The sequence below is a fragment of the Wocania arenilitoris genome, from assembly GCF_021728535.1.
GTDB lineage: Bacteria > Bacteroidota > Bacteroidia > Flavobacteriales > Flavobacteriaceae > Wocania_A > Wocania_A arenilitoris.
In genome coordinates this window covers 1-24,222 of sequence record NZ_JAKKDU010000007.1, presented here as the reverse complement: position 1 = coordinate 24,222, position 24,222 = coordinate 1, and the positions used below count along the sequence as shown (strand labels likewise).

General features: G+C 31.7%; 28 protein-coding genes, 1 tRNA gene and 1 pseudogene. 19 read left to right on the top strand and 11 right to left on the bottom strand.

Annotation, left to right across the window (positions count from 1 at the left end; genetic code table 11):
- The 13 genes and pseudogenes from L3X37_RS06975 to L3X37_RS06915 all read left to right on the top strand — a co-directional run bounded on the left by L3X37_RS06975 (position 1) and on the right by L3X37_RS06915 (position 8,154).
- Positions 1–627, top strand: a pseudogene (locus L3X37_RS06975) (flavin reductase family protein).
- 88 nt (positions 628–715) lie between these two features.
- Positions 716–2,185, top strand: a complete 1,470-nt coding sequence (locus L3X37_RS06970; RefSeq protein ID WP_237239453.1) for an SDR family oxidoreductase — start codon at positions 716–718, stop codon at positions 2,183–2,185.
- A gap of 192 nt (positions 2,186–2,377) precedes the next feature.
- A complete protein-coding gene (locus tag L3X37_RS06965) occupies positions 2,378–2,806 on the top strand; it encodes a hypothetical protein (RefSeq protein WP_237239452.1) in 429 nt (142 codons plus the stop codon).
- Positions 2,803–3,075, top strand: a complete 273-nt coding sequence (locus L3X37_RS06960; RefSeq protein ID WP_237239451.1) for a TIGR03643 family protein — start codon at positions 2,803–2,805, stop codon at positions 3,073–3,075. The genes L3X37_RS06965 and L3X37_RS06960 overlap by 4 nt, the downstream gene beginning before the upstream one ends.
- A gap of 50 nt (positions 3,076–3,125) precedes the next feature.
- Entirely contained in the window at positions 3,126–3,815 is a 690-nt protein-coding gene (folE, locus tag L3X37_RS06955) for a GTP cyclohydrolase I FolE (RefSeq protein ID WP_237239450.1), read from the top strand.
- 4 nt (positions 3,816–3,819) lie between these two features.
- Complete coding sequence (locus L3X37_RS06950) at positions 3,820–4,038, top strand: hypothetical protein (protein ID WP_237239449.1); 219 nt, start codon at positions 3,820–3,822, stop codon at positions 4,036–4,038.
- A 157-nt stretch (positions 4,039–4,195) separates the two neighbouring features.
- Positions 4,196–4,411, top strand: a complete 216-nt coding sequence (locus tag L3X37_RS06945; RefSeq protein WP_237239448.1) for a hypothetical protein — start codon at positions 4,196–4,198, stop codon at positions 4,409–4,411.
- Between the two features lie 21 nt (positions 4,412–4,432).
- The gene (locus tag L3X37_RS06940) at positions 4,433–5,116 is read left to right on the top strand and encodes an SDR family NAD(P)-dependent oxidoreductase (protein ID WP_237239447.1); all 684 of its coding nucleotides are present in this window, start codon (positions 4,433–4,435) and stop codon (positions 5,114–5,116) included.
- 3 nt (positions 5,117–5,119) lie between these two features.
- Complete coding sequence (locus L3X37_RS06935) at positions 5,120–5,656, top strand: glutathione peroxidase (RefSeq protein WP_237239446.1); 537 nt, start codon at positions 5,120–5,122, stop codon at positions 5,654–5,656.
- A gap of 6 nt (positions 5,657–5,662) precedes the next feature.
- Complete coding sequence (locus tag L3X37_RS06930; protein WP_237239445.1) at positions 5,663–5,839, top strand: Lacal_2735 family protein; 177 nt, start codon at positions 5,663–5,665, stop codon at positions 5,837–5,839.
- Positions 5,826–6,287, top strand: coding sequence for a TspO/MBR family protein (locus tag L3X37_RS06925; RefSeq protein ID WP_237239444.1), 462 nt, complete (start codon positions 5,826–5,828; stop codon positions 6,285–6,287). The genes L3X37_RS06930 and L3X37_RS06925 overlap by 14 nt, the downstream gene beginning before the upstream one ends.
- 99 nt (positions 6,288–6,386) lie before the next feature.
- Positions 6,387–6,848 carry an SRPBCC family protein gene (locus tag L3X37_RS06920; protein WP_237239443.1) on the top strand — a complete coding sequence of 154 codons (462 nt, stop codon included), beginning with the start codon at positions 6,387–6,389 and terminating at the stop codon, positions 6,846–6,848.
- 1 nt (position 6,849) lies between these two features.
- Complete coding sequence (locus L3X37_RS06915; protein ID WP_237239442.1) at positions 6,850–8,154, top strand: cryptochrome/photolyase family protein; 1,305 nt, start codon at positions 6,850–6,852, stop codon at positions 8,152–8,154.
- Between the two features lie 156 nt (positions 8,155–8,310).
- On the opposite strand, the gene murA is transcribed toward L3X37_RS06915, so the two are convergent.
- The 4 genes from murA to L3X37_RS06900 form a co-directional block, all read right to left on the bottom strand.
- Positions 8,311–9,621 carry a UDP-N-acetylglucosamine 1-carboxyvinyltransferase gene (murA, locus tag L3X37_RS06910; RefSeq protein WP_237239441.1) on the bottom strand — a complete coding sequence of 437 codons (1,311 nt, stop codon included), beginning with the start codon at positions 9,619–9,621 and terminating at the stop codon, positions 8,311–8,313.
- A gap of 8 nt (positions 9,622–9,629) precedes the next feature.
- The gene (locus L3X37_RS06905; protein WP_237239440.1) at positions 9,630–10,277 is read right to left on the bottom strand and encodes a DUF4290 domain-containing protein; all 648 of its coding nucleotides are present in this window, start codon (positions 10,275–10,277) and stop codon (positions 9,630–9,632) included.
- Between the two features lie 177 nt (positions 10,278–10,454).
- Positions 10,455–10,586, bottom strand: coding sequence for a hypothetical protein (locus L3X37_RS15230; protein ID WP_262910790.1), 132 nt, complete (start codon positions 10,584–10,586; stop codon positions 10,455–10,457).
- Between the two features lie 16 nt (positions 10,587–10,602).
- Positions 10,603–10,896 (bottom strand): DUF493 family protein, encoded by a 294-nt coding sequence (locus L3X37_RS06900; RefSeq protein WP_237239439.1) that lies wholly within the window; start codon positions 10,894–10,896, stop codon positions 10,603–10,605.
- Positions 10,897–10,988: 92 nt separating this feature from the next.
- Here L3X37_RS06900 and L3X37_RS06895 point away from each other — a divergent pair, with 92 nt between their 5' ends.
- The 5 genes from L3X37_RS06895 to L3X37_RS06875 all read left to right on the top strand — a co-directional run bounded on the left by L3X37_RS06895 (position 10,989) and on the right by L3X37_RS06875 (position 15,826).
- A complete protein-coding gene (locus tag L3X37_RS06895; protein ID WP_237239438.1) occupies positions 10,989–11,528 on the top strand; it encodes an AAA family ATPase in 540 nt (179 codons plus the stop codon).
- Positions 11,529–13,433 (top strand): RecQ family ATP-dependent DNA helicase, encoded by a 1,905-nt coding sequence (locus L3X37_RS06890; RefSeq protein WP_237239437.1) that lies wholly within the window; start codon positions 11,529–11,531, stop codon positions 13,431–13,433. It abuts the gene before it with no gap.
- Positions 13,434–13,732: 299 nt separating this feature from the next.
- Positions 13,733–14,680, top strand: coding sequence for a methionyl-tRNA formyltransferase (gene fmt / locus L3X37_RS06885; protein ID WP_237239436.1), 948 nt, complete (start codon positions 13,733–13,735; stop codon positions 14,678–14,680).
- A 188-nt stretch (positions 14,681–14,868) separates the two neighbouring features.
- Positions 14,869–15,141 carry an HU family DNA-binding protein gene (locus tag L3X37_RS06880; RefSeq protein ID WP_099564007.1) on the top strand — a complete coding sequence of 91 codons (273 nt, stop codon included), beginning with the start codon at positions 14,869–14,871 and terminating at the stop codon, positions 15,139–15,141.
- Between the two features lie 124 nt (positions 15,142–15,265).
- Positions 15,266–15,826, top strand: a complete 561-nt coding sequence (locus L3X37_RS06875) for a YqgE/AlgH family protein (protein ID WP_237239435.1) — start codon at positions 15,266–15,268, stop codon at positions 15,824–15,826.
- On the opposite strand, the gene L3X37_RS06870 is transcribed toward L3X37_RS06875, so the two are convergent.
- Positions 15,823–16,665: an aminotransferase class IV gene (locus tag L3X37_RS06870; RefSeq protein WP_237239434.1), complete on the bottom strand. Its 843-nt coding sequence runs from the start codon at positions 16,663–16,665 to the stop codon at positions 15,823–15,825. The two genes, L3X37_RS06875 and L3X37_RS06870, sit on opposite strands and share 4 nt — an antisense overlap.
- A 63-nt stretch (positions 16,666–16,728) precedes the next feature.
- Positions 16,729–17,121 (bottom strand): START-like domain-containing protein, encoded by a 393-nt coding sequence (locus L3X37_RS06865; protein ID WP_237239433.1) that lies wholly within the window; start codon positions 17,119–17,121, stop codon positions 16,729–16,731.
- Positions 17,122–17,254: 133 nt separating this feature from the next.
- Here L3X37_RS06865 and L3X37_RS06860 point away from each other — a divergent pair.
- A tRNA-Met gene (locus L3X37_RS06860) sits at positions 17,255–17,328 on the top strand.
- Positions 17,329–17,426: 98 nt separating this feature from the next.
- Here the strand turns inward: L3X37_RS06860 and L3X37_RS06855 are convergent.
- The 5 genes from L3X37_RS06855 to L3X37_RS06835 all read right to left on the bottom strand — a co-directional run.
- Positions 17,427–18,575: an alpha-hydroxy acid oxidase gene (locus L3X37_RS06855; protein ID WP_237239432.1), complete on the bottom strand. Its 1,149-nt coding sequence runs from the start codon at positions 18,573–18,575 to the stop codon at positions 17,427–17,429.
- A 332-nt stretch (positions 18,576–18,907) separates the two neighbouring features.
- Positions 18,908–20,560, bottom strand: a complete 1,653-nt coding sequence (locus tag L3X37_RS06850) for a sodium:solute symporter (protein ID WP_237239431.1) — start codon at positions 20,558–20,560, stop codon at positions 18,908–18,910.
- 66 nt (positions 20,561–20,626) lie between these two features.
- On the bottom strand, positions 20,627–21,943 hold the full coding sequence (gene xylA / locus L3X37_RS06845; RefSeq protein WP_237239430.1) for a xylose isomerase: 1,317 nt from the start codon (positions 21,941–21,943) through the stop codon (positions 20,627–20,629).
- 146 nt (positions 21,944–22,089) lie between these two features.
- On the bottom strand, positions 22,090–23,577 hold the full coding sequence (locus L3X37_RS06840; RefSeq protein WP_237239429.1) for a xylulokinase: 1,488 nt from the start codon (positions 23,575–23,577) through the stop codon (positions 22,090–22,092).
- A gap of 393 nt (positions 23,578–23,970) precedes the next feature.
- Positions 23,971–24,222, bottom strand: a 252-nt coding sequence (locus L3X37_RS06835) for a transposase (RefSeq protein ID WP_237239428.1), incomplete at its 5' end; no start/stop codon positions are given.

Sequence of the window (24,222 nt, the reverse complement as noted above, 5' to 3'; positions counted from 1 at the left end):
ATGAGATACTTTAGCGAAAGTGATATTCAAGATTTAAATCATATTTATAAAATTAATTTAATTAATAGTTGTTCAGGCTATAAGTCAGCCAATCTAATAGGTTCTATTTCAGAAAATCATGTCGAAAATGTTGCCATTTTTAGTTCAATAACTCACATAGGTTAAAGTCCTGCAATGTTAGGTTTCTTTTCAAGACCAACAACAGTAATTAGAAATACATATGATAATATAAAATCAACAGCTTTTTTTACTATAAATCACATTCATAAAGATATCATAAGTGATGCGCATCATACTTCTGCTAAATACCAAAGCAATATATCAGAGTTTGACGCTACCAATTTAAATGCAGAATACAAGAATAAATTTTTAGCCCCTTTTGTAAAAAATGCGCCAATTCAATTGGCGATGAAATTTGTTGAAGAATATAATATTAAGGCAAATAACACTATATTGGTTATTGGTAAAGTTGTTGGCTTATATGTTAACAATAATCTTATTGAAGACGATGGTTTCATCAATTTAACTAAAGCGGAGATAGCTGCAATAAATGGATTGGATGGATACACCATTCCAGAATCAAAAACCCGATATGGGTATCAAAGACCAAAGGAATTAGTAACATAAAATATCATATCCCTCGATTGCAGTCGAGAGATTTACAGAATAGATAAATTAAGGTCTCGGCTACGCTCGACTCACAAAAGTATAAAGTATGACAATTCTTGTAACAGGAGCAACAGGTTATATTGGTAAACGGTTAATTTCTGTTTTATTAAATGAAGGGCATACTATTATTTGTGTTGTACGTGATAAAGCTAGGGCTGATAAAAGTTATTCTGAAGAGGATAATTTTTATGTAATTGAAGCAGATTTTTTAAAACCAGAAACGCTTAAAAACATACCAAAAAAAATAGACATTGCGTATTATTTAATTCATTCAATGTCTAACTCTTCAAAAGATTTTGAATCTCTAGAAGAACGTTGCGCTATCAATTTCAAAAGTTACATTGAAACTACTCAAACAGAACAAGTTATTTACTTAAGCGGTATTACAAATGAAGATAAACTATCAAAGCATTTACAATCAAGAAAAAATGTAGAAAACCATTTAGCTTCAAATAATTATGCATTAACCGTTTTTAAAGCAGGAATTATAGTAGGTTCTGGAAGTTCTTCATTTGAAATTATAAGAGATTTGGTAGAAAAGCTACCATTTATGATAGCACCAAAATGGCTAAACACAAAAACACAACCACTAGCAGTTCGAGATGTTTTGGCATTTTTAAATAAAGCAGCTGGAAATGAAACTGTTTATAATAAATCGTATGATGTATTTGGTCCAGAAATTATTACTTACAAACAGATGCTCTTACAATTTGCAGAAGTACGCGGTTTAAAACGTCGCATTTTTACTGTTCCAGTAATGACACCCAAATTATCATCATATTGGCTGTATTTTGTTACTTCAACTTCATACAAACTAGCATCGACTTTAGTAGATAGTATGGGCGTTCAAATCATAGGAAAAGAAAGTGAAATCAATCAATTATTAAAAGTTAATCCAATAACATACAAAGAATCAGTTTCTTTAGCTTTTAAAAAGATAGAGCAAAATAGCATTGTGTCAAGTTGGAAAGACTCAATGGTAAGCAGTGGTAGACTTAGAAATAGTTTACACAAATATGTAAATGTACCAAAGTTTGGTTGTTTTAAAGATTACAAAGAGCGTTATGTTATTGACATTGATGAAACTATTGAGAAAATTTGGAGTATTGGCGGCACTAATGGCTGGTATTACGGTACTATTTTGTGGCGTATTAGGGGCTACATTGATAAACTTTTTGGAGGTATAGGTTTAAGACGCGGACGTACTAGTCCAACTGATTTAAATGCAGGAGATGCCTTAGATTTTTGGCGCGTTATTTTTGCTGACAAATCACAACAAAAATTACTGCTTTATGCAGAAATGCGACTACCAGGAGAAGCTTGGTTAGAATTTAAAATTGAAGAAAACAAATTAAAACAAACAGCAACTTTTAGACCTCGTGGACTATGGGGTAGACTCTATTGGTACAGCGTTCTACCCTTTCATTCATTTATTTTTTCAGGAATGATTAATAAACTTGTTAAAGTTAATTCTCAAAAAAATATAATTATTAAAGAAAACACACCTCGCATATAACTACTCCTAACTATTAATAATTGAATGGTGAAAACCTCAAATTACTCTAAATTTTTTGTAATAAAATTATAAACTATTAGACTAATAATTGTACACTACTATAAGTTTTATCAATACTACTATCTTATTTTTTGTTTAACTTTTTTATATAATTATTAAACATTTTGTATATTTGAGTTGTAAGTTAAAAATATGATACTTAATACAACTCACAAAATTAAAGGACACAAACAGATCATAAGAGATTTAGTTGGCAGATCATTCACTTTATTAGAATCATTCCAAATGAAAGGAGTAGGTTCTAAACGCATGATAATTGAAGAAGTAAGTCCAAATTTACAATCTTTTATGAATGTTGTATCAGACATCAATTATGCTAATATAGAATTAAGAACTAATGGTATTTTAATTTTTATCAATAAAGGCTTGCAAAATTTTACATGGATAATTCCTTATTACCAGTTAGTAATTTACAAAACAAATGGGGCAAGTATTCATGCTCAAGGGAAATATATTCATTTTAAAAATAATATAACCTTTAAAGAAAATAAACATTTTTTTGATAAGATGTTGGATGAAAAAATTAAATACGACGAACAATATAACTTTCAGAATGCATGATACTATCCATTGAAGATACCGATCGAGTTATTGAAATGGCTTGGGAAGACCGAACCACTTTTGAGTCTATAAAATTTCAATTTGGATTGAAAGAACAAGATGTTATAACATTAATGCGAAAACATATAAAACCAAGTAGTTTCAAAATGTGGAGAAAACGTGTTCAAGGTCGTGCAACAAAACATGAAAAGCTAAGAGTATTTGAAAAGGGACGCTTTAAGTGCAGCAGACAGAAACAGATAACAAACAATAATATATCAAAACGTTAACGTGCTTTGATTGGTGGTAACACATCAAGACAGCACATAAAAAAGACACTATGCAATTAGAAAAATTAAGAACAAACGGACACAAGTTAAACGGATTTTCTTTAGATGATATTGGAGACGACCATCTCTTTACAGGTCTAGAAACACCAATGAAACCTGATGCTTTTAAGTTGTCTGACGAAGAAAAAAAAGAACGTATTGCCATTTTATTTGAAGAAATAATGGATGTTCTGGGCTTAGATTTAACTGATGATTCGCTACGAGGCACTCCTAAACGTCTTGCTAAAATGTACATAGATGAAATATTTTCAGGATTAAACCCTGCTAATAAACCAAAAGTAGCCTTGTTTGATAATAAGTATCAATACAACCAAATGTTGGTTGAAAAGAATATTACGTTCTATTCTAATTGCGAGCACCATTTTGTGCCAATAATTGGTAAAGCACATGTAGCTTACATTTCCTCAGGAAAAGTTATTGGTTTATCAAAACTTAATAGAATTGTACAATATTATGCTAAACGCCCACAAGTTCAGGAACGCTTAACAAACCAAATAGCAAACGAATTAAAATCAATTTTAGATACCGAAGATGTTGCAGTAATCATTGATGCTAAACATCTATGTGTATCTTCTAGAGGCATAAAGGATGATACCTCTTCGACGGTTACCGCTTTTTATGGCGGAAGATTTAATACTTCAGAAAAAATTACAGAACTACAAAATTACTTAAACAGTTAATATAATGGAATTAATAAACAGAGCATTAGAATTTGAACAAAGAAAAATGAGATCCCTTTCAACTAGCGATCGTGTAAAAATATCAAGAGAAGCTAAAGCCTTAATACTAGATTTAAATCAAATCTATAAGCAGAAAAAGGACGATAACATTATGGATATCATGAAGCGTTTAACTGCTATAAAAAGAAAAGTAGAAAAACGATTAAAAGGTCGCCTTTTATAATAGTATAACTTTCAAAAATAACAGGTTAACCTGTTGAAATATTAAATTTTATTTAATAAATCCATATAAAAATAGGTAATCTTCTATATTTTATTATATTGCGAAAATGTGCATATAGTAGTGCACTTTACACAAAAATTATAGTAAGATTAGTATTATGGAGATTATTGACAAAGCTTTAGAGTTCGAAAAACGCAGACACACTTTTAAAACAACAAGTGAGCGTATCGAATCGTCTAGAGAAGTAAAAAGTTTAATATTAGGTTTAAACGACATCTACAAAGTAGAAAAAGATCCAGAGATTATGGATTTAATGAAGCGTTTAACAGTAATAAAACAGAAAATTGAAAAGCGGCTAAAGGGCAGGCCATAAAAACTAAATGCCCTGAAACCCATGAAAACGATAATAATTGTTGGTGGAAGTAAGGGCATTGGAAAAGCTTTAGTTGAAAAACTATTAGCAACCTGTAATGTTATAAACATTAGCAGAAGTACTCCAGAAACATCGCACAACAACCTAACTCACCATCAATGCGATGTAACACAAGACGAATTACCAAATATTGAAAATGCAGACGGACTTGTTTATTGTGCGGGCAGTATTAACTTAAAACCTATTGGGCGTTTAAGTATCGATGATTTTAAAAATGATTTTGAAATCAATGTTATTGGTGCTGTAAAAGCAATTCAAAAATATCTTCCAATTTTAAAAAATGGAAGCAATCCCGTTATTGTATTATTTAGCACAGTAGCAGCTAAATTAGGTATGCCATACCATGCAAGTATTGCTGTTGCAAAATCGGGCATTGAAGGTTTAGTGAAATCTTTAGGTGCAGAATTGGCTCCTACTCTACGCATAAACGCTATTGCGCCTACTGTAACTGATACAGCATTGGCCTCTAAGTTACTGCGTAATGATAAAATGATTGAAAATATAACTGAGCGTCATCCGCTTAAAAAATTCTTGTCACCAGAAGAAGTCGCAGATATGGCTGAATTCTTATTATCTGAGAAATCGTCTTCTGTTTCGGGGCAAGTATTTGAATTGGATTGCGGTATTGTAAGTTTTAAAATTTAGTCCATGAATCTTCTTAAAGCATTCCTAGCAACATTTAGCTCAAAATCATCAAATAAAAAAATGGAAATAAGCTCTATTTATAATATTAAAATAAATGCCTTAAATGGCAAACCTATTGATTTAACTGATTACAAAGGTAAATTCATCCTCTTTGTAAATGTAGCTTCTAAATGTGGTTTTACGCCACAATATAAAGAATTACAAAAGCTTCATGAAAAATATGAAGATAAGTTGCAAGTTATTGGTGTGCCTTGTAATCAATTTGGCGGACAAGAACCTGGTAATGCAGACGATATAGAGTCCTTTTGTGAAGTAAATTATGGTGTTACGTTTCAAATTACAGAAAAAATTAATGTAAAAGGGAAACACCAACATCCATTATACACTTGGTTATCTCAAAAAATAAATAATGGTGTAAAAGATTCTTCGGTAAAATGGAATTTTCAAAAATATTTAGTTGATCCTAATGGTAATCTGGTAGATTATTTCCTTTCCACTACAAAGCCATTAAGTTCAAAAATTGTAAAACATTTAAAGTAGATTGTTATGTTTAGTTTTTTTAAGAAGAAATCAGAAAAAGAAAAATTAGAAAAAAAATTTAAAAAGTTAATGCAGGAGTGGCATCAGCTATCCTCAATTAATAGAGCTGCCAGCGATAAAAAATTTGCTGAAGCGCAAGAAATAGCAGATTTAATAAATAACATGAAAGATGAAGCTGCTTAAATACGTTTTAATATTTCTAATAATAAATTTTGGTGCTTTAGCTTTTGGTAATTGGCTTATGGATGATGGTCCACAAACGAAATGGTATATAACTCTAAATCTAGCACCTTGGACACCTCCAGGATGGGTTTTTGGTGCAGCTTGGACAACCATAATGTTTTGTTTTTCCATTTACATGGCGTATCTATACAAATTAAAAGCTAACGCCTTAGTTATTAGTTTATTTAGTGTTCAGTTTGTATTAAATGTTATTTGGAACTACATTTTTTTTAATCAGCATATGGTTGGTTTTGGCTTTACAGTAATTATACTTTTAACCTTAGTTGTTGCCATATTCACCGTTTTATTTCTAAAAGAAATGAAAGTTAAAACCATACTTATTTTACCTTATTTAATTTGGTTAGGTATAGCAACATCGCTTAATGGGTACATTTTATTTAACAATTAAAACATTGAATGAAACATCCATGATTAATATTTAATCACACAACCAAATGATTATTTAGGATGTTACATGTGACCGTTGAATAACAATAAATATAAACACATGAAAATTTATAGATTACATAAAAAACAGAACTTACCCATTAACGTAGATGAGGCTTGGGGTTTTCTTTCAAATCCTAAAAACTTAAAAACTATAACGCCAGATTACATGGGCTTTAATATTTTATCTGGAGCTGACAGACCAATGTTTGCGGGTCAAATTATTCAATACATAGTAACACCTGTATTAGGCATAAAAACAAAATGGGTAACCGAAATTACGCATATGGCAGACAAGCACTATTTTGTAGACGAACAACGTTTTGGCCCTTATGCTCTTTGGCATCATAAACACTTTATTAAAGCTATTGATGGCGGTGTAGAAATGGAAGATATTATTGATTACAAAGTACCTTTTGGCTTGCTTGGGCAACTTGTACATCCTATTTTGGTAAAACCAAAACTGGAAGAGATTTTTAATTACAGAACTAAAAAATTAGAGGAACTTTTTGGTAAATACTAAAATGAGGCAACCTATTAACATATTCTGGCTTCGTCGCGATTTAAGACTTGAAGACAATCACGGTTTATTTGAAGCTTTAAAAGAAAAAATTAATGTTATCCTTATATTTATTTTCGATTCTGAAATATTAGATAAACTACCAAAAACTGATGCGCGTGTTACTTTTATTTATCAAACACTACAATCTATAAATACAAAGCTTAAAGACAACTACAAAAGTGGTATCTCTATGTTTTATGGTAAACCACTAGATGTTTACAAACAATTAATTACTCATTACAACATAAAAACAGTTTATACAAACCATGATTACGAACCGTATGCCAGAATGCGAGATAAGGAAATTAGAAACTTTTTAAATGATAATAATATAAGTTTTAAAACCTATAAAGATCAGGTTGTTTTTGAAAAAAACGATGTTGTAAAAAACGACGGCAAACCCTATTTGGTTTATACCCCTTACATGAAGCGTTGGAAAGAAACCTTTAAGAATATTGACTTTAAATCTTATAAATCTGAAACGTTATTGGATAATTTAATTTCAAATAAATCCTTTCCTAATTTAAGTCTATCAGATATTGGTTTTAAAACCTCTCAACAGCAAATAAAACCTTACCTAATTAGTTCACAATTAATACAAACCTACGAAGCTACACGAAATTATCCTGCAAAAGATAGTACGTCGCGTTTAGGTCCTCATTTACGATTTGGTACAGTAAGCATCAGGAATATGGTAAAAAAAGCCATTGCTGAAACCAACGAAATTTTCTGGCAAGAACTTATTTGGCGTGAGTTTTTTATGCAGATACTTTGGCATTTTCCGCAGACACAAACCCAAAGCTTTAAACCCAAATACGATCGTATTTTTTGGCGAAATAACGAAACTGAATTTAAAGCTTGGTGCGAAGGTAAAACAGGATATCCATTGGTTGATGCTGGCATGAGGCAATTAAACCAAACTGGCTTTATGCACAATCGCGTACGTATGCTAGTTGGTAGTTTTTTATGCAAACATTTATTAATCGATTGGCGTTGGGGCGAAGCTTATTTTTCTAAAAAACTTCACGATTATGATATGGCGAGCAATATTGGTAATTGGCAGTGGGTTGCTGGCTGCGGTGTTGATGCTGCACCATATTTTAGAATATTTAACCCAACAACACAAATACAAAAATTTGATAAAAACTTAGAATATATTAAAACATGGGTTCCAGATTTTCAAGAACTCATCTATCCTACTCCTATTGTTGATCATAAAATGGCTCGAAAGCGCTGTCTAGAAGTTTATAAAAATGCTTTAAATTAAACTTTAAACGCAGTATCTTTATTATAAAAACTGACTAAATTCGTTTAAAACGATGCCTATTCGTGAATTATTACTCAAAAGATATTAAAACTCCTTTAAAAGTATAAAAAGAGAACTGCAAACAACAATGTAAGTAATAGCGAAATGTTATTAAAATTAATCTACTCTTTCGATATGCGCACCTATAGCACGCAAACGTACATCAATGTTTTCGTAACCACGATCTATTTGCTCTATATTCATAATAGTTGAAGTCCCTTTTGCAGATAAGGCTGCAATTAATAAAGATACTCCAGCACGAATATCTGGCGATGTCATGGTTGTTGCTTTTAAAGTTGATTGAAAATCATGTCCAATAACTGTAGCACGATGCGGATCGCAAAGAATAATTTTTGCACCCATATCAATCAATTTATCGACAAAGAACAAACGACTTTCAAACATTTTTTGGTGTACTAAAACACTACCTCTAGCCTGTGTAGCTACAACCAATATTATACTTAATAAATCTGGTGTAAACCCAGGCCAAGGAGCATCAGAAATGGTTAAAATAGAACCATCAATAAAGTTTTGTATTTCGTAACCATCAGTATGTTTAGGAATATGAATGTTATCGCCTTGTCTTTCAACAGTTATACCTAATTTTCTAAATACATTTGGTATCACGCCTAAATCGTCCCAACTCACATTAGTAATGGTTAGTTCACTTTTAGTCATTGCAGCTAAACCAATCCAACTCCCAATTTCAATCATATCTGGAAGCATAGTGTGGTCTGTTCCACCTAAACTTTCAACGCCATCAATAATTAATTTATTAGAACCAACGCCACCTATTTTTGCCCCCATGCGATTAAGCATTTTACATAATTGTTGCAAATAAGGTTCGCAAGCAGCATTATAAATGGTGGTTTGTCCTTCAGCTAAAACAGCAGCCATAACAATATTTGCGGTTCCGGTAACTGATGCTTCTTCAAGCAACATATAAGTGCCTTTTAGTTTATCAGATTCTACACCATAAAAATGGTCTTCTTTACTGTATCTAAATTTAGCACCTAATTTTATAAAGCCTTCAAAATGGGTGTCTAAGCGACGACGACCTATTTTATCACCTCCTGGTTTTGGTATATAACCTTTTCCAAAACGTGCTAATAACGGACCTACAATCATTATTGAACCACGAAGTCCTTTACCGTCTTCTTTAAATTCTGCTGATTCTAAATATTCTAAATTAATATTATTAGCTTGAAACGCATACGAGTTTGGTGATAGTTTTTCAATTTTTACACCCAGTTTTTTTAATAAACTAATAAGTTTGTTTACATCTACAATATCTGGAATGTTGTTTATGGTAACACGCTCTGGGGTTAATAATACTGCACATAAAATTTGTAACGCTTCATTTTTGGCCCCTTGTGGTTGTATACTTCCTTTTAATTGATGCCCACCTTCAATTTTAAATGTTCCCATAAATACTCTTAGTAGCGTTTTCTTTGGCGGTTATTTGAATTCTTTTTTTGGTGTCCGCCTTTCTTATTATTACTATATTTAGTCTTGGTACGCATTAAGCTCGATGAAGCTGATAAATCTTCTTCAGAATTACGCAAATCTATTTTACCGCCAGATAATTCGAATAAATGATTAAAAATAACTGCATCTTCAACTGTGTCTTTGTTCCAATTTAAAAAACACTTTTTCATGTGATTAGCTATTGTATATAGTAAAGCTTCTTTAAGTTCACCATCTTCCCATGTATTAGCAACGTCTATCATGGTTTTAATATTGTTCCCGTAAAAACGATACTTAGGGAAATTTTGAGGATATTTTAAAGGTTCTGGTGCTTCTTCAAAAAGTTCTTTTGTTGGCTTTGGGAAAGGTGAATCGGCATCTAACTCAAAATTAGACATGATAAAAAGCTGATCCCATAATTTATGCTGAAAATCTGGAACGTCTCTTAAATGCGGTTGCATATTTCCCATTACAGAAATTATGGCTTTAGCTAAATTATTACGTTCTTCCTTTGTTTCTCTTGTTTTTGCATGATTAATCATTTTCTGCATATGGCGACCATATTCCGGTATAATTAAATGCTCACGCTCTGTGTTGTATTCTAAATCGTCTATCAAAATAAATGTGTAGATTATATATTTGTGCACGTAGTTGTTATGCTTGCGCAAAATACAAAAAAAAAAGAACTAGACAATCTTAGATAAGAATTGTTGTGTATTAAAATTTCTAGTTTTTAAATATGGGGGATTTCATCTTTTAGGCGTTAATAAAATGAGTAGCTTTTGTAAGCGCAACTATTCTATCCAAGTCATTTTCCAATCTTTTATTTTCCATTCGTCGTTATCTCTTCCCAAAATAACTTCACCGCCCTGGTAACCTAACCTAAAGGATACTTGAACACTATCTTTAGCGGTATTAAAAGACATTCTAGTAATCTCTGGATTATAAACTTATAACGCCTTCTACTTTTTTAGCTACTTCTTTATATTTTTCAATAACAGCATCAGGATTTCTCATAAGTAAGTTAACCGATACACTGGTGTATTTACCGTTTTTAGATTCGGTTGTGTTTATAACAGCACCCATATTATCAAAGATGACTTCAAGTTTTGCTATTTTTTCTAAATCTGACTTTACAATAAATTTATATAAATATTCTGCAGGCCAATTAGTAGTGTCGTGTAATTGCTCTTTTAGTTTTTGGTAAAATTCTTCCGAGTTTGGAGTTGTGCTCATTATAATTATTTAATAAGCTGCAAAGATACTGTTTATTTGTATTTTTTTTATACGAGTTTAATTCCGATTTTTACAGCATAAACCTTAGCCTTTTGAATATTAAAAAAATTGTTATTACTGGTGGTCCAGGAACAGGAAAATCTAGCATTATTAATGAATTGATTAAGAGAGGTTATACCTGCCTTGAAGAAATTTCGAGGCAAGTAACGCTAGATGCTAAAAAAGAAGGTATCGAACAATTATTTTTAACAAACCCTTTATTATTTAGTGAACTACTTTTAAAAGGACGCCAAAAACAATATATTGATGCCGCTAAACTAAATGCTGATATTGTTTTTTTAGATCGTGGTGTTCCTGATGTTTTAGCTTATATGGATTTTATTGGTGATAATTATCCACAATATTTTATTGATGCCTGTAAAGATTCGAAATACGATATGGTGTTTATTTTAAAACCTTGGAAGGCCATATACACAAGTGATAATGAACGTTATGAAAGTTTTGAACAAGCACTTCAAATTCATGATAGCTTAGTTAATACGTATAAAAATTACAATTACACATTAATTGATGTCCCTTTTGATACCGTAGAAAACAGAACCGATTTTATTTTAAAAGTAGTAGGAATCTAAATGGAACATCCTATTAACATATTAGAACGCTACTGGAAGTTCTCTTCGTTTAAACCCAATCAAGAAGCTATAATACATTCGGTTTTAGATGGCGAAGATACTTTTGCGTTATTACCAACAGGTGGCGGAAAATCGTTATGTTTTCAAATCCCTGCTTTAGTAAAAGAAGGTATTTGCATTGTTATTTCGCCGTTAATTGCGCTTATGAAAGACCAAGTGCAACAACTTAACAATAAAGGCATTAAAGCCATGGCGCTAACGAGTGGGATTTCGTATAGCGAATTAGACACGCTTTTAGATAATTGTATTTACGGAAATTATAAGTTTTTATACCTATCTCCAGAACGTTTGCAACAAGAATTAGTGCAAGACAGAATTCGATTAATGAACGTGAATTTAATTGCGGTTGATGAAGCACATTGTATTTCGCAATGGGGAAGCGATTTTAGACCAGCTTATAAAAACATTACACTGCTGAGGCAATTGCAACCCAGTGTAAATGTAATAGCTTTAACCGCTTCGGCAAAACCAGAAGTTATTGAAGATATTACAAAAGAACTCGATTTTATTAAACCTAAAATATTTAAACAGTCCTTTTTTAGACCTAATCTGGCCTACATGGTTTATCATGAAAACGATAAATACTACCGTATCGAAAATATTTTAAGAAAGTATAAAGCATCATCAATCATTTATGTTAGAAACAGAAAACTAACTTTAGAGTTATCTTCCTTTTTGTACTCAAAAAATATTACAGCAACACATTACCATGGCGGTCTCTCAAACGATGAAAAGAATGAGAATATGACTGCTTGGATAAACAATCAAAAACAAGTTATGGTTGCTACAAACGCGTTTGGTATGGGTATTGATAAACCAGATGTAAAAACGGTTATTCATTTAAATTTACCCGAAAGTATAGAAAGTTATTTTCAAGAAGCAGGTCGTGCTGGTAGAAATGGCGACAAAGCTTTTGCCGTTATTTTAAAAAACAATAGTGATTCTGTTTTAGTTAAAAATCAGTTTTTAAGCGTTTTACCAAAAGTAGGTTTTGTAAAACAAGTGTATAGAAAACTCTGCAGTTATTTTCAGATTTCTTATGGCGAAGGCGAATATACTATACACAATTTCGATTTTAACACCTTTTGTAAAACGTATAATTTTAGTTCGATTTTAGCGTATAATACACTTCTTATTTTAGATAGAAATAGTGTGATTTCTTTATCGAAACAATTTAAAAATAAAGTAACGGTTCAATTTATTATTTCTAGCCCTTCTTTATTTAATTATTTAGAAACACATCAAGAATTAAGCATTATAGTAAAATCAATGCTTAGAATGTATGGTGGCATTTTTGACCACGTTACTAAAATTGATTTACCTCGAATTGCAGAAAAAGCTTCGGTTACAGAATCAAAATTAATTCAAGCGTTATATGAATTAGAAAACAACCAAGTTATTACACTCAATTTGGCTAAAACCGATGCACAAATCACGTTTATTCAACCACGAGAAGATGATAAAACTATTAACCGCATCGCAAAAATTATAGAACAGCAAAACAAACTAAAACAACAGCAGGTTAAAAGTATGCTAGATTATGTTGAAAATGATTCAGTTTGTAAAAGCATGCAACTCCTCGCTTATTTTGGTGAAAAAGAAATAGAACCTTGTGGTATTTGTTCGGTTTGTGTTGAAACTAAAAAAGAGAAAGCTCCACAAAATTTAAAATCTTTAAAAAATAGTATTATTGAATTATTAGAGACTGGCGAGTTGTCATCACGTCAAATAAATACAACCATTGAAGCTTCAGAAAAAGACATAAAAACAGTTTTAAAATTACTACTAGAGCATGGTATTATAAAAATTACGCCAACAAACACCTATAAATTAAGTCATATATAAAATGGGTTTGTTTAGTATGTTACTTGACTTTCTAAAAAAATTCGGCTACCTTCGTTTAACGGCAGATATAAACAATATTGCAGACAGTTTATATCCGAAAATCATTAAACGAACCTCTCCAAAAATAAAAATATTCTAATTTAAAAACAGGAGTTAGCAAACACACGCGTTAGGGATAGCAATGGAAATCCTTTTTGTGAGGCACGAGCAAAAAGATTGCAATGGATAGCCCGCCCTGACACTCTGAGCGTAGTCGAAGAGCAAAGGGAACGCCCAAATTTTAAATAATAAAGAAATAAATGAAAAAATTAAGAATTGTTTTTATGGGCACACCAGATTTTGCGGTGGCTACATTAAAGGCTTTAGTTGAAAATGACTATAATATTGTTGGTGTTATAACTGCTCCAGATAAACCAGCAGGACGAGGACGTAAATTAAATGAAAGTGCGGTAAAGCAATATGCCAAATCTGTTGAATTAAATATTTTACAACCTACTAACTTAAAAAATGAAGATTTTATAGATGAATTAAAAGCTCTTAAGGCAAATCTTCAAATAGTAGTTGCTTTTAGAATGCTACCAAAAGTGGTTTGGCAAATGCCTAAATATGGGACGTTTAACTTACATGCTTCCTTATTACCAAATTACCGGGGTGCAGCTCCAATTAATTGGGCTATCATAAATGGTGAAACCAAAACTGGGGTTTCAACATTTTTTATTGATGAAAAAATTGATACGGGTGAAATGATTCTTCAAGAAGAAATTGATATTGATTCAAAAGAAAATGCGGGGAGTCTTCATGATAAGTTAATGAGTATCGGCAGCAAGTTGGTTTTAAAAACTGTTGCTTTAATTGAAAAAGGTGAAGCTGAAACCAAACCTCAGATAGATACAAATGATATTAAAACAGCGCACAAATTAAACAAAGACAATTGTAAAATTAATTGGAACGACTCTATAAACAACATTTACAATTTAATTAGAGGTTTAAGTCCGTATCCAGCAGCTTGGTGTACTTTAATAAATGATGAAGACGAGTTAGATATAAAAATTTATAAAGCTAATAAAGAAAAAACATCACATAACTTAGAAATTGGGGCTATAATTTCAACAAAAAAAGAATTAAAAGTTGCAGTTACAAATGGTTACATAATTATACAAGAAATTAAGCTTCCGGGAAAGCGAGCAATGGATGTAAAATCGCTTTTAAATGGTTATACTTTTGATGTCCATGCTAAAATGCTCTAACCCCCTATTCTCACTCATATTTTAAAAACGTCGATAAAACACATTATCTTTATTAACAAAAGTGTTAAGTTATCAACAATACAAGGTATTTCCCTTGCTATTACTTGTGTGGTAGCATAATCCGTATAAATTTGTAGAGGATTTAACAAAAATGTTTAACCAATTTATTAATAATTAAATTTTATATTATGAACAAAACAGATTTAATCGACGCAATGGCAGAACACGCAGGAATTACTAAAGCAGCTGCAAAAAAAGCTTTAGAATGCGCAATTATTGAAATTGAAGGAGCTTTACAAAAAGGTAACAGAGTTTCTTTAGTAGGGTTTGGATCTTGGTCAGTATCTAGAAGAGCTGCAAGAGAAGGAAGAAACCCTCAAACTGGAGCTACTATCAAAATCAAAGCTAAAAACGTAGTAAAGTTTAAAGCTGGATCTGATTTATCAAGTGCAGTAAACTAGTATTTAATAAAATATATTCTTTAAATGCCTTCATAAATTGAAGGCATTTTTTGTTGATTATATAGCTAAAGAGTTGCTTTTTTAATAAATAAATACTAGATTTAGTTGTTAATTACTAAAAAAAATGACTTCAATTAAACCAAAAAAAGGTAATTTATTAATAGCAGAACCTGCTATAATTGGAGATGTTTCGTTTAACCGCTCTATAGTTTTATTGGCAGATCATTCTAAAAACGGTTCTATAGGTTTTATACTCAATAAACCGTTAGAATATACTATTAGTGATTTAGTTCCTGAAGTTGAAGCCAATTTTAAAGTTTATAACGGTGGCCCTGTTGAACAAGACAACCTGTATTTTATTCACAAAGTACCTGAGTTAATCCCTGGAAGTATTGAGATTTCATTAGGTATTTATTGGGGAGGCGATTTTAGCAAAGCGGCACAACTTATCACAGATAACTCTATAAAAGAAAATGATATTCGTTTTTTTCTTGGATATTCTGGTTGGGAAATCAATCAATTAGATAACGAATTAAAGGCAAATTCGTGGGTTGTTACTAATAATATTTACAAAGATCGAATTATAGAGAAAAACTATGAAACGTTTTGGAAAGAAAAAATGCTTGAGTTTGGTGGCGAATATAGTATTTGGTCTAACGCACCAGAAAACCCAAGTTTTAACTAGTCCAATCTTAATTTAATATTTATTTTTTGCAATAGTATTTTAGAGACCTTATTAGTATATGTCTTTTTTCTATATTTTGTAACTGGTTGAATACCTACAACAGCATTTGTTATAAAAATCTCATCTGCTTTTTGAAGTTCAAATGGAGAAATAGACGCTTCAATTAATTTGTATTCTGGAATTGTTTTTATTATTTCTAAAAGTTGCTTTCGCATTATTCCTTTTAAACAGCCATCTGTAATTGGAGGTGTTTTTATTTCATTTCCTTTTACAACAAAAACATTCCCATTTAGAGCTTCAATAACATGTTTATTAGTATTTAATAAAAGACAATTATTTAAGTTGTTTTCTTTAGCATAAATACTTCCAACCACATTAATAGCTTTATTATTTGTTTTTAAAGTTGAAAGTAAAGTGGGCGAAACATAATAATCTTTAAACAAATCGATTTCGTAAAACTCATTTTTTAACAGATAAAAATCTTCTTTAATTTCTTGTACTATTATAATAAAATCAACATCATTATTATCTGGCAAATACAAACCGCCTTCGTTACGCTGTACCAATAATTTTATACGAGCTGATGCTTGCCGTAATTTGTTTGCTTCTAATGTTTTTTTAATTTGTTCTTCAAGAAACTCCATAGTAAAATTCATGGGTATTTCCATACGCATAATACGCATTGAAGCCATTAATCTAAAATAATGGTCTTCCCAAAAAAGTAATTTACCATAAGATGTTTTAATGGTTTCAAAAAGGGCATCGCCATAATTAAAACCTCTACTATGTATCGATAATTTAAAGTCTGAATCTAAAATTTGTTCGTTAAAATTTATCATAAAAAACCCACTTTTATATAAATTGAAAGCGGGACAAATATAATCGATTTATATATTATTTAATTAAGCTGAACCTAATACTTGTTTTAAATCTGCGATTTGATTTTCCCAAAGCATTTTAGCTTCTTCTACTTCATCTTCATCAGCAAAATCTGTTACCATTAATGATACATCTTTAGTAATTTCATCAACCTGAATTCTAACTTCAAAATAACATAAAGATCCTTCTTCTTCATCTGCCATCCACCTAAATTTAACACGTTCTCCACTTTTTTTACTTAACAATTTAGCTTGTTCTTCACTATCGTCCCAAATAAAAGTAAATAATTCGCCTCTTGAGTTTACATTATCTGAAAACCACTCTGATAAACCTGAAGGTGTAGATATATATTGATATAATAATTGCGGAGACGCATGTATAGGGAATTCGATTTCAAATTTAATTTTTTCGTCCATTAGTACTTTGAGATTTAATGATGCTCAATATATACATTAATTGATGAGTTTTGCAATTATTTTTAATAATATTTTACACTATTAAAAGTTTGTTGCCATTAATATTGTTTTTATATTTGCACCCTTAAATTATGGCGAGGTAGCTCAGTTGGTTAGAGCGTCGGATTCATAACCCGGAGGTCGCGGGATCGTGCCCCGCTCTCGCTACAAAGAAGAAGTCGTCTAAAAAGTAATTTTTAGGCGATTTTCTTTTTATTTATTAAACCTTTTTTCCTTTATTATTCTCTAATATTAAACAAGTAAAATTATTTGATCAAATGGTAAGGAAAATCTGTTGTTTTCTCACAACATAACTGTTCCATGACTTGTTGTAATTCTGTTTTTAAAAGTGAAATAGTATGGTTTCCTCCTTTTTTTCCTAAAGCAGAAACGCCGTACATAAACGAACGCCCCATAAAGGTAAACTTTGCTCCACTTGCCATAGATCTAGCAACATCAGGACCGGAACGAATACCACTATCCATCATCACAGTGATTTTATCGCCATATTTTTCTGCAATTGTTGCTAGCGGTTTAACTGTTGATTGGCCAGCATCTAATTGACGACCACCGTGATTAGATACAATAATACCATCTAAACCTAAACGAATGGCTTCTTCTGTATCATACTCTGAAGCTACACCTTTTAAAACCAATTTCCCTTTCCACATATCGCGGATTGGTTTTATTTTCTCTTCATTCAATCGTCCACTAAAGGTTTGATCCATGAATTTACCCAATTGCTTTAAATCCAAATCTTTTGGCATATAAGGTTTTAAAACCTCAAAATTTGGTATACCATGTTTTAAAGTTTGCAAACTCCAATGAGGTCGTCCAATTGCTTGCAAAATATTAGTTAAATTCATTTTAGGAGGCATAGCCAACCCATTTCTAATATCCCTTGGTCTAAAACCAAATGTAGGCACATCACAAAGAATAACTAAAACTGGACATTCTGCTGCTTCAGCTCGTTTTATAATATCGTCTCGCAATCTATTTTCTGTTGGATGATATAATTGAAACCACGCTTTTCCTTCGGTTAATTCGCTTGCACGCTCAATACTTGTTGTAGTAACTGTACTAAGAATAAATGGAATATTATGCTCAAACGCTGCTTTAGCCAAAATTTCAGGAGAATTAGGCCACATTAAACCTTGAAGACCTACTGGAGCTATACCAAACGGGGCATCATATTCAATACCAAATAATTTGGTTTTTAATGAAGATCCGTGGTGTTTTCTTAAATAATTTGGTTTAAGTTGAATATCTCTAATCTCAGCAGTGTTTCTAATTAAATTAACATCTTCATTACAACCACCATCTAAATACTCAAATGCAAACTTTGGTATTTTTTTTTGAGCTTTTCTTCTCAAGTCTTCAATTGATGGATATCGAGTATCAAACTTTATTGCCATAGATATTTATATTATGATAAAAATATTTTCTTAAATGTTTCAAATTTTAATCAATCATTAAATTATTCGCGCTTGAAATAGTTATTATTACTGCTTTATAAATTCTACCTAATTATTTTGGTAAGCTAATTTCTATAAATCAATTAATCTCAAGATTTTATAAATTTGAAATGATTTGGAATATTAAATCAAAACAAATATGAAGCAAATTTAATATTTAAAGTTAATAATAAAATGAACATATTTTATCACGAAATTTTCACTTGATAAATTTCAATTTAGTCTAGTACTTCCATTTAAAAGAACCTCCTTAATGCGTCTACCTTCATTAATTAACCAGTAAAATAACTCAATACTCCAATAACTAATATTACTAGAATTATAGAAAGCACTACGTCAATAGTATCGTAACTTCCTTTATTCTCCTGTTTTTGTTCAGGAGTCAAAGTTCCAAACGATAGACCAACAATAGTTTTATAGTTTGGAGCTGTAGTAAACAGACTTACTGAAACACAAACTATTACTGAAAATATAAACATAAATATTGCCATATGAGCGAAATTTATGGTTGCAAATTCGTACATAATACCATCTAAAGTTTTAGCAGCTGCAATTTGAGGTTGATAATATATCTCAGAGCCTAATCGTAATATTAAAAGCAATAGACCTGTAAGTAATGTAGTGATTGCCGCTTTGGCGTTAACACGTTTCCAAATAATGCCTAAAAGAAACACTGCAGTTACTGGAGGTGCTATATAAGATTGTACATTCTGAAGGTATTGATACATAACGCCTCCTCCAATTTTTTCCATAATTGGAATCCAAATAATACCTAAAACTACAATAAATCCAGTAGCAATTTGCCCTACTCTAACCAGTTTAACTTCGGTCATGTTTGGTTTTAATTTTTTGTAAATATCAATTGTAAATATTGTAGAACAAGAATTAAATACCGACGCTAAAGAACTCATTAATGCAGCCATTAAACCACCTGCAACCAATCCTTTTAAACCAACAGGTAATAGGGTTTTTACTAACATTGGAAATGCTCTATCTGCTTTTTCAATAGAAAATACTTCTGGGTTTTGAATAGATAAGGCAAATGCAATAATACCTGGAACCAAGAATATTAAAATGGGTAATAATTTTAAATACGCTCCAAAAATAGCACCTCTTCTACCAATTTTTATATTATTAGCAGCTAAAGTACGTTGTACTATGTACTGGTCTGTACACCAATACCAAATCCCAACAATTGTGCCTCCTATTAATAAGCCTGTCCAAGGAAAATTAGGATCATTCATCGGTCTCCACATATTAAAATGATCAGGACTCACAGCAGTTACTGTATCTCTCAATTGCGACCATCCACCTACTTCTTGTAACCCCAAATATGTAATAATTATTGAACCGAGAATCAAAATAACTGTTTGAAGAGTTTCAGTATAAATTACCGCTTTCATACCTCCAATTACAGTGTAAACTCCAGTAAAAATCACAATACCAATAGCGCCATACCAAAATGGAATACCTAACAACTCAGATACAACAATACCTCCAGCATAAATTGTTACCGATACTTTTGTTAGAACATAAGCTACCAAGGAAAAAACCGATAAAAACCAACGTGATCGAGAATCGAAACGTTTTTCTAAAAACTCAGGCATTGTAAAAGCGCCGCTTCGAATGTAGAAGGGTAAAAATAACCATCCTAGCAGGAGTACAATCCAAGCATGCAACTCATAATGCGCCATTGGTGTACCAGACTCAAAGCCTGTTCCAGCTAAACCAACGACATGCTCTGACCCAATATTAGATGCAAAAATTGATGCTCCTATAACAAACCACCCAACATTTCTTCCTGCTAAAAAATAATCTTCAGTATTCTTATTTTTTTGAAGTACAACCCAAACAGCTACTGCTACAAGAGCTAAAAAATAAATACCTAAAACAATCCAATCTAATCCTTCTAATACTGTTCCCATATTTATAGTTAATTCTTTTTTATTTTGATATTTTTAGATTTTATACCCTGAAAGTTCTTATGGTTTTTATATATATTGATTTATAATATTCTCAAACAACTCTTGTTTTCCACTTTTTAATGGCAGTTCGCCATTTTCTTGAGCAATTTTATATAAATCTTGTAAGGTTAATTTTCCGTTCTCAAAATCTTTTCCCTTACCCGAATCAAAAGAGCTGTAACGTTCTTTTCTTAATTTTTCATAAGGAGAAGAGGTTATGATTCTATCGGCAATTAACAATGCTCGTGCAAAAGTATCTGCGCCACCAATATGTGCGAGAAATACGTCATCTAAATCTGTTGAATTTCTTCTGATTTTAGCATCAAAATTAACACCACCACCTTGTAAGCCACCTGCTTTTAAAAATACTAGCATAGCTTCGGTTGTTTCTTGAATGTTATTAGGGAACTGATCGGTATCCCATCCATTTTGGTAATCCCCTCTATTGGCATCAAGACTACCCAACATACCTGCTTTTGCAGCTGTTTCAATTTCGTGTTGAAAAGTGTGCTGAGCTAAAGTAGCGTGATTGACTTCAATATTTATTTTGAAGTCTTTATCTAATCCGTATTCTTTTAAAAATCCGATAGCTGTTGCGGTATCAAAATCGTACTGGTGTTTTGATGGTTCCATAGGTTTTGGCTCAATAAAGAAATTTCCTTTAAAACCTTGGCTACGTGCATAGTCTCTTGCCATACCTAAAAACTGCCCCATATGGTCTAACTCACGCCCCATATCTGTATTTAATAAAGACATGTAACCTTCACGTCCTCCCCAAAACACGTAGTTTTCTCCACCTAATTTTATAGTAGCATCTAAGGCTAATTTAATTTGCCCACCTGCTCTTGCTACCACATTAAAATCTGGATTTGTTGAAGCACCATTCATATAGCGTGGGTTTGAAAAACAGTTTGCTGTACCCCATAATAATTTAACACCGCTAGAGTCTTGTTTATCTTTTATATAATCTGTAATGATTGCTAATCTTTGTTCTGATTCAGAAAAGGTTGCTCCTTCTTGAATTAAATCGAAATCGTGGAAACAGAAATAATCGAAGCCCATTTTACCAATAAACTCGAAAGCGGCATCTGCTTTATCTTTTGCAGCCTGAATGGGATCTGAAGATTGATCCCATAAGAAATTTTGAGTTCCAGGACCAAATGGATCAGACCCTTGCCCGCAGAACGTATGCCAGTAAGCAACAGAGAATTTAAACCAATCTTTCATGGTTTTACCTGCTACTACTTGGTTTGGGTTGTAATATTTAAATGCTAACGGGTTATCTGATTCTTTACCTTCAAAATTAATTTTGTTTATGCCTTTAAAGTATTCTTTAGTTGCCATGATAAAATGTTTATTTGTGTATTTGTTTAATTGTTTGTTTGTTTTTTGTTCTGTATTGCGTTAGGGAATGCAGTGGAAATCATTTTTGTCAGTTACAATCAAAAAGATTGGAACGTAAAGCCCAACCTTGCGTTATTTCCCAAATGTTATTTGTTTAGTATAAGCTCTAATTCTTTTTTCCAATTATTATATGCTCCTAGATAGAGTTTCTTTTCTTTAAATGGTTTGAATGTTGTAACATGGTCGTTGTCCATTATGACTTTACCAAAGGCTTCAAAATCACCTTTATGTAAATTTGCGGCTCGTGCTGCTCCTATGGCACCTGTTGTGTTGTAAATTTCTATTTCTTGATCTATTAATGTCGCTACGGTATTTGCAAAAATTTCTGAACGGAATAAATTATCGTTTCCAGCTCTGATTACACTTGGTTTTATACCATCGGAGGTCATGATTTCCATACCATATACAAATGAAAATGCAATACCTTCGAGTGCTGCTCTACATATATGCCCTTTATGGTGGTTGTTTAAATTTAAGTTTACAATGCGTGACCCAATTTGTTGGTTATTTAGCATACGCTCTGCACCATTTCCGAAAGGAATTAAACACACGCCATCTGAACCGACAGGAATTTCTGAAGCCAAGGTATTCATTTCTTCGTACGAGCTTACGGCTAAGTTATTGAGTAACCAGCGGTACTGAATACCAGCGCCATTTACACACAATAACTTGCCAATTCTTGGGCTTGAACCTTTTTGATAATTTACATGTGCAAAATTATTTACTCTGGAGTTTTCTTTTACTGACAAGCTTTGTGTAACCGCATAAACTACCCCCGAAGTACCACCTGTTGCTGCTACTTCTCCGGGATTAAAAACGTTTAATGATAAAGCGTTATTTGGCTGATCTCCAGCTCTATAAAAAATAGGCGTTCCTGTGGCGATACCGCTTTCTGCCTCGCCTTTTTCATCAACTGTAGATTGTACTCCAAATGTTTCAACAATGTCTGGAACTAAAGCTTTATCTATTCCATAATGTTCTAAAAGAAAATCGGCTACGTTATCTTTTCTAAAATTCCAGAATATACCTTCTGATAGTCCTGAAATGGTTGTGTTTATTTTATTTGAGAATTTGTATGCTATAAAATCTCCGGGCAACATAAATTTATAAGTATTGTTGTAAATATCTGGCTCGTTTTCTTTTACCCATTTAAGTTTTGAAGCTGTAAAATTTGCTGGAGAATTTAATAATTGTGTTGCGCATTTATCTTCTCCTAATTCTGCAAAAGCTTTATCACCTATTTCTACTGCTCTACTATCGCACCAAATTATACTTTTGCGTAATGTATTCCCTTTTTTATCAACTAAAACAAGTCCGTGCATTTGATACGATATACCTATACCCTTAATTTGGCTTTTGTTAATATTATACTGCCTTTTTAAAGCGGTTATAGCATTGCAAATATGTAACCACCAGTTTAATGGTTCTTGTTCTGCCCATCCATTTTTTGCGGCGTACATACTCATTTCTTCTTTTGGCTCTTGCACTACAGCTAAACTTTTACCAGACTCTACCTCTACTAAAGCTGCTTTTATGGATGAACTTCCTATATCTAATCCTAAGTAGTAATTCATTATTGTTAACCTATAAACTTTTAAGGAGTATCAAATTCAGGTTTTGTTAATTTTCAAAAATAAAATTCAAATATAATATTAATTTATATTACGTATCTCAAGAATACAAATTTCATTTAAGAATTAAACCATTAAGCAAAAAAAGTATCAGTTATAGTCTGATTGATAGCAGACTTAACTAAATATATTAGTAATTTTGTTTTTCATGGTTTATTTTGAATTAGTCACAATAATTAAATCAGATTAACTATCTGTTTTTTCATACAGTTAGTTTGTAAGAAGTCGTCTAAAAAGTAATTTTTAGGCGATTTTCTTTTTGATTATTTTTAGCTTATTGTTTTAGTTTTCAATATTAGGGTTCAAAAAGCTTGATTTAAAAAAGCAAAAGCGATTTTATAGCGCTAAACTATACTTTTTAAGGTTATGTGCCATGGCAACTAGACCTATTTCTACATTTACTTTATCAATACCTCTTAGCATAAATCGTTTAAAATTCATATTATGTTTTATATTTCCAAATACGGCTTCTAAATCGGTATAGTTTTCTTCGCTACCATAACCTGCATCTGCAGTGAGTGTTTCTGGGGTTTCATTATAATTCTCTATATGATTAGCAACATGGTCTTTTAATGTGGTGGTATCTGC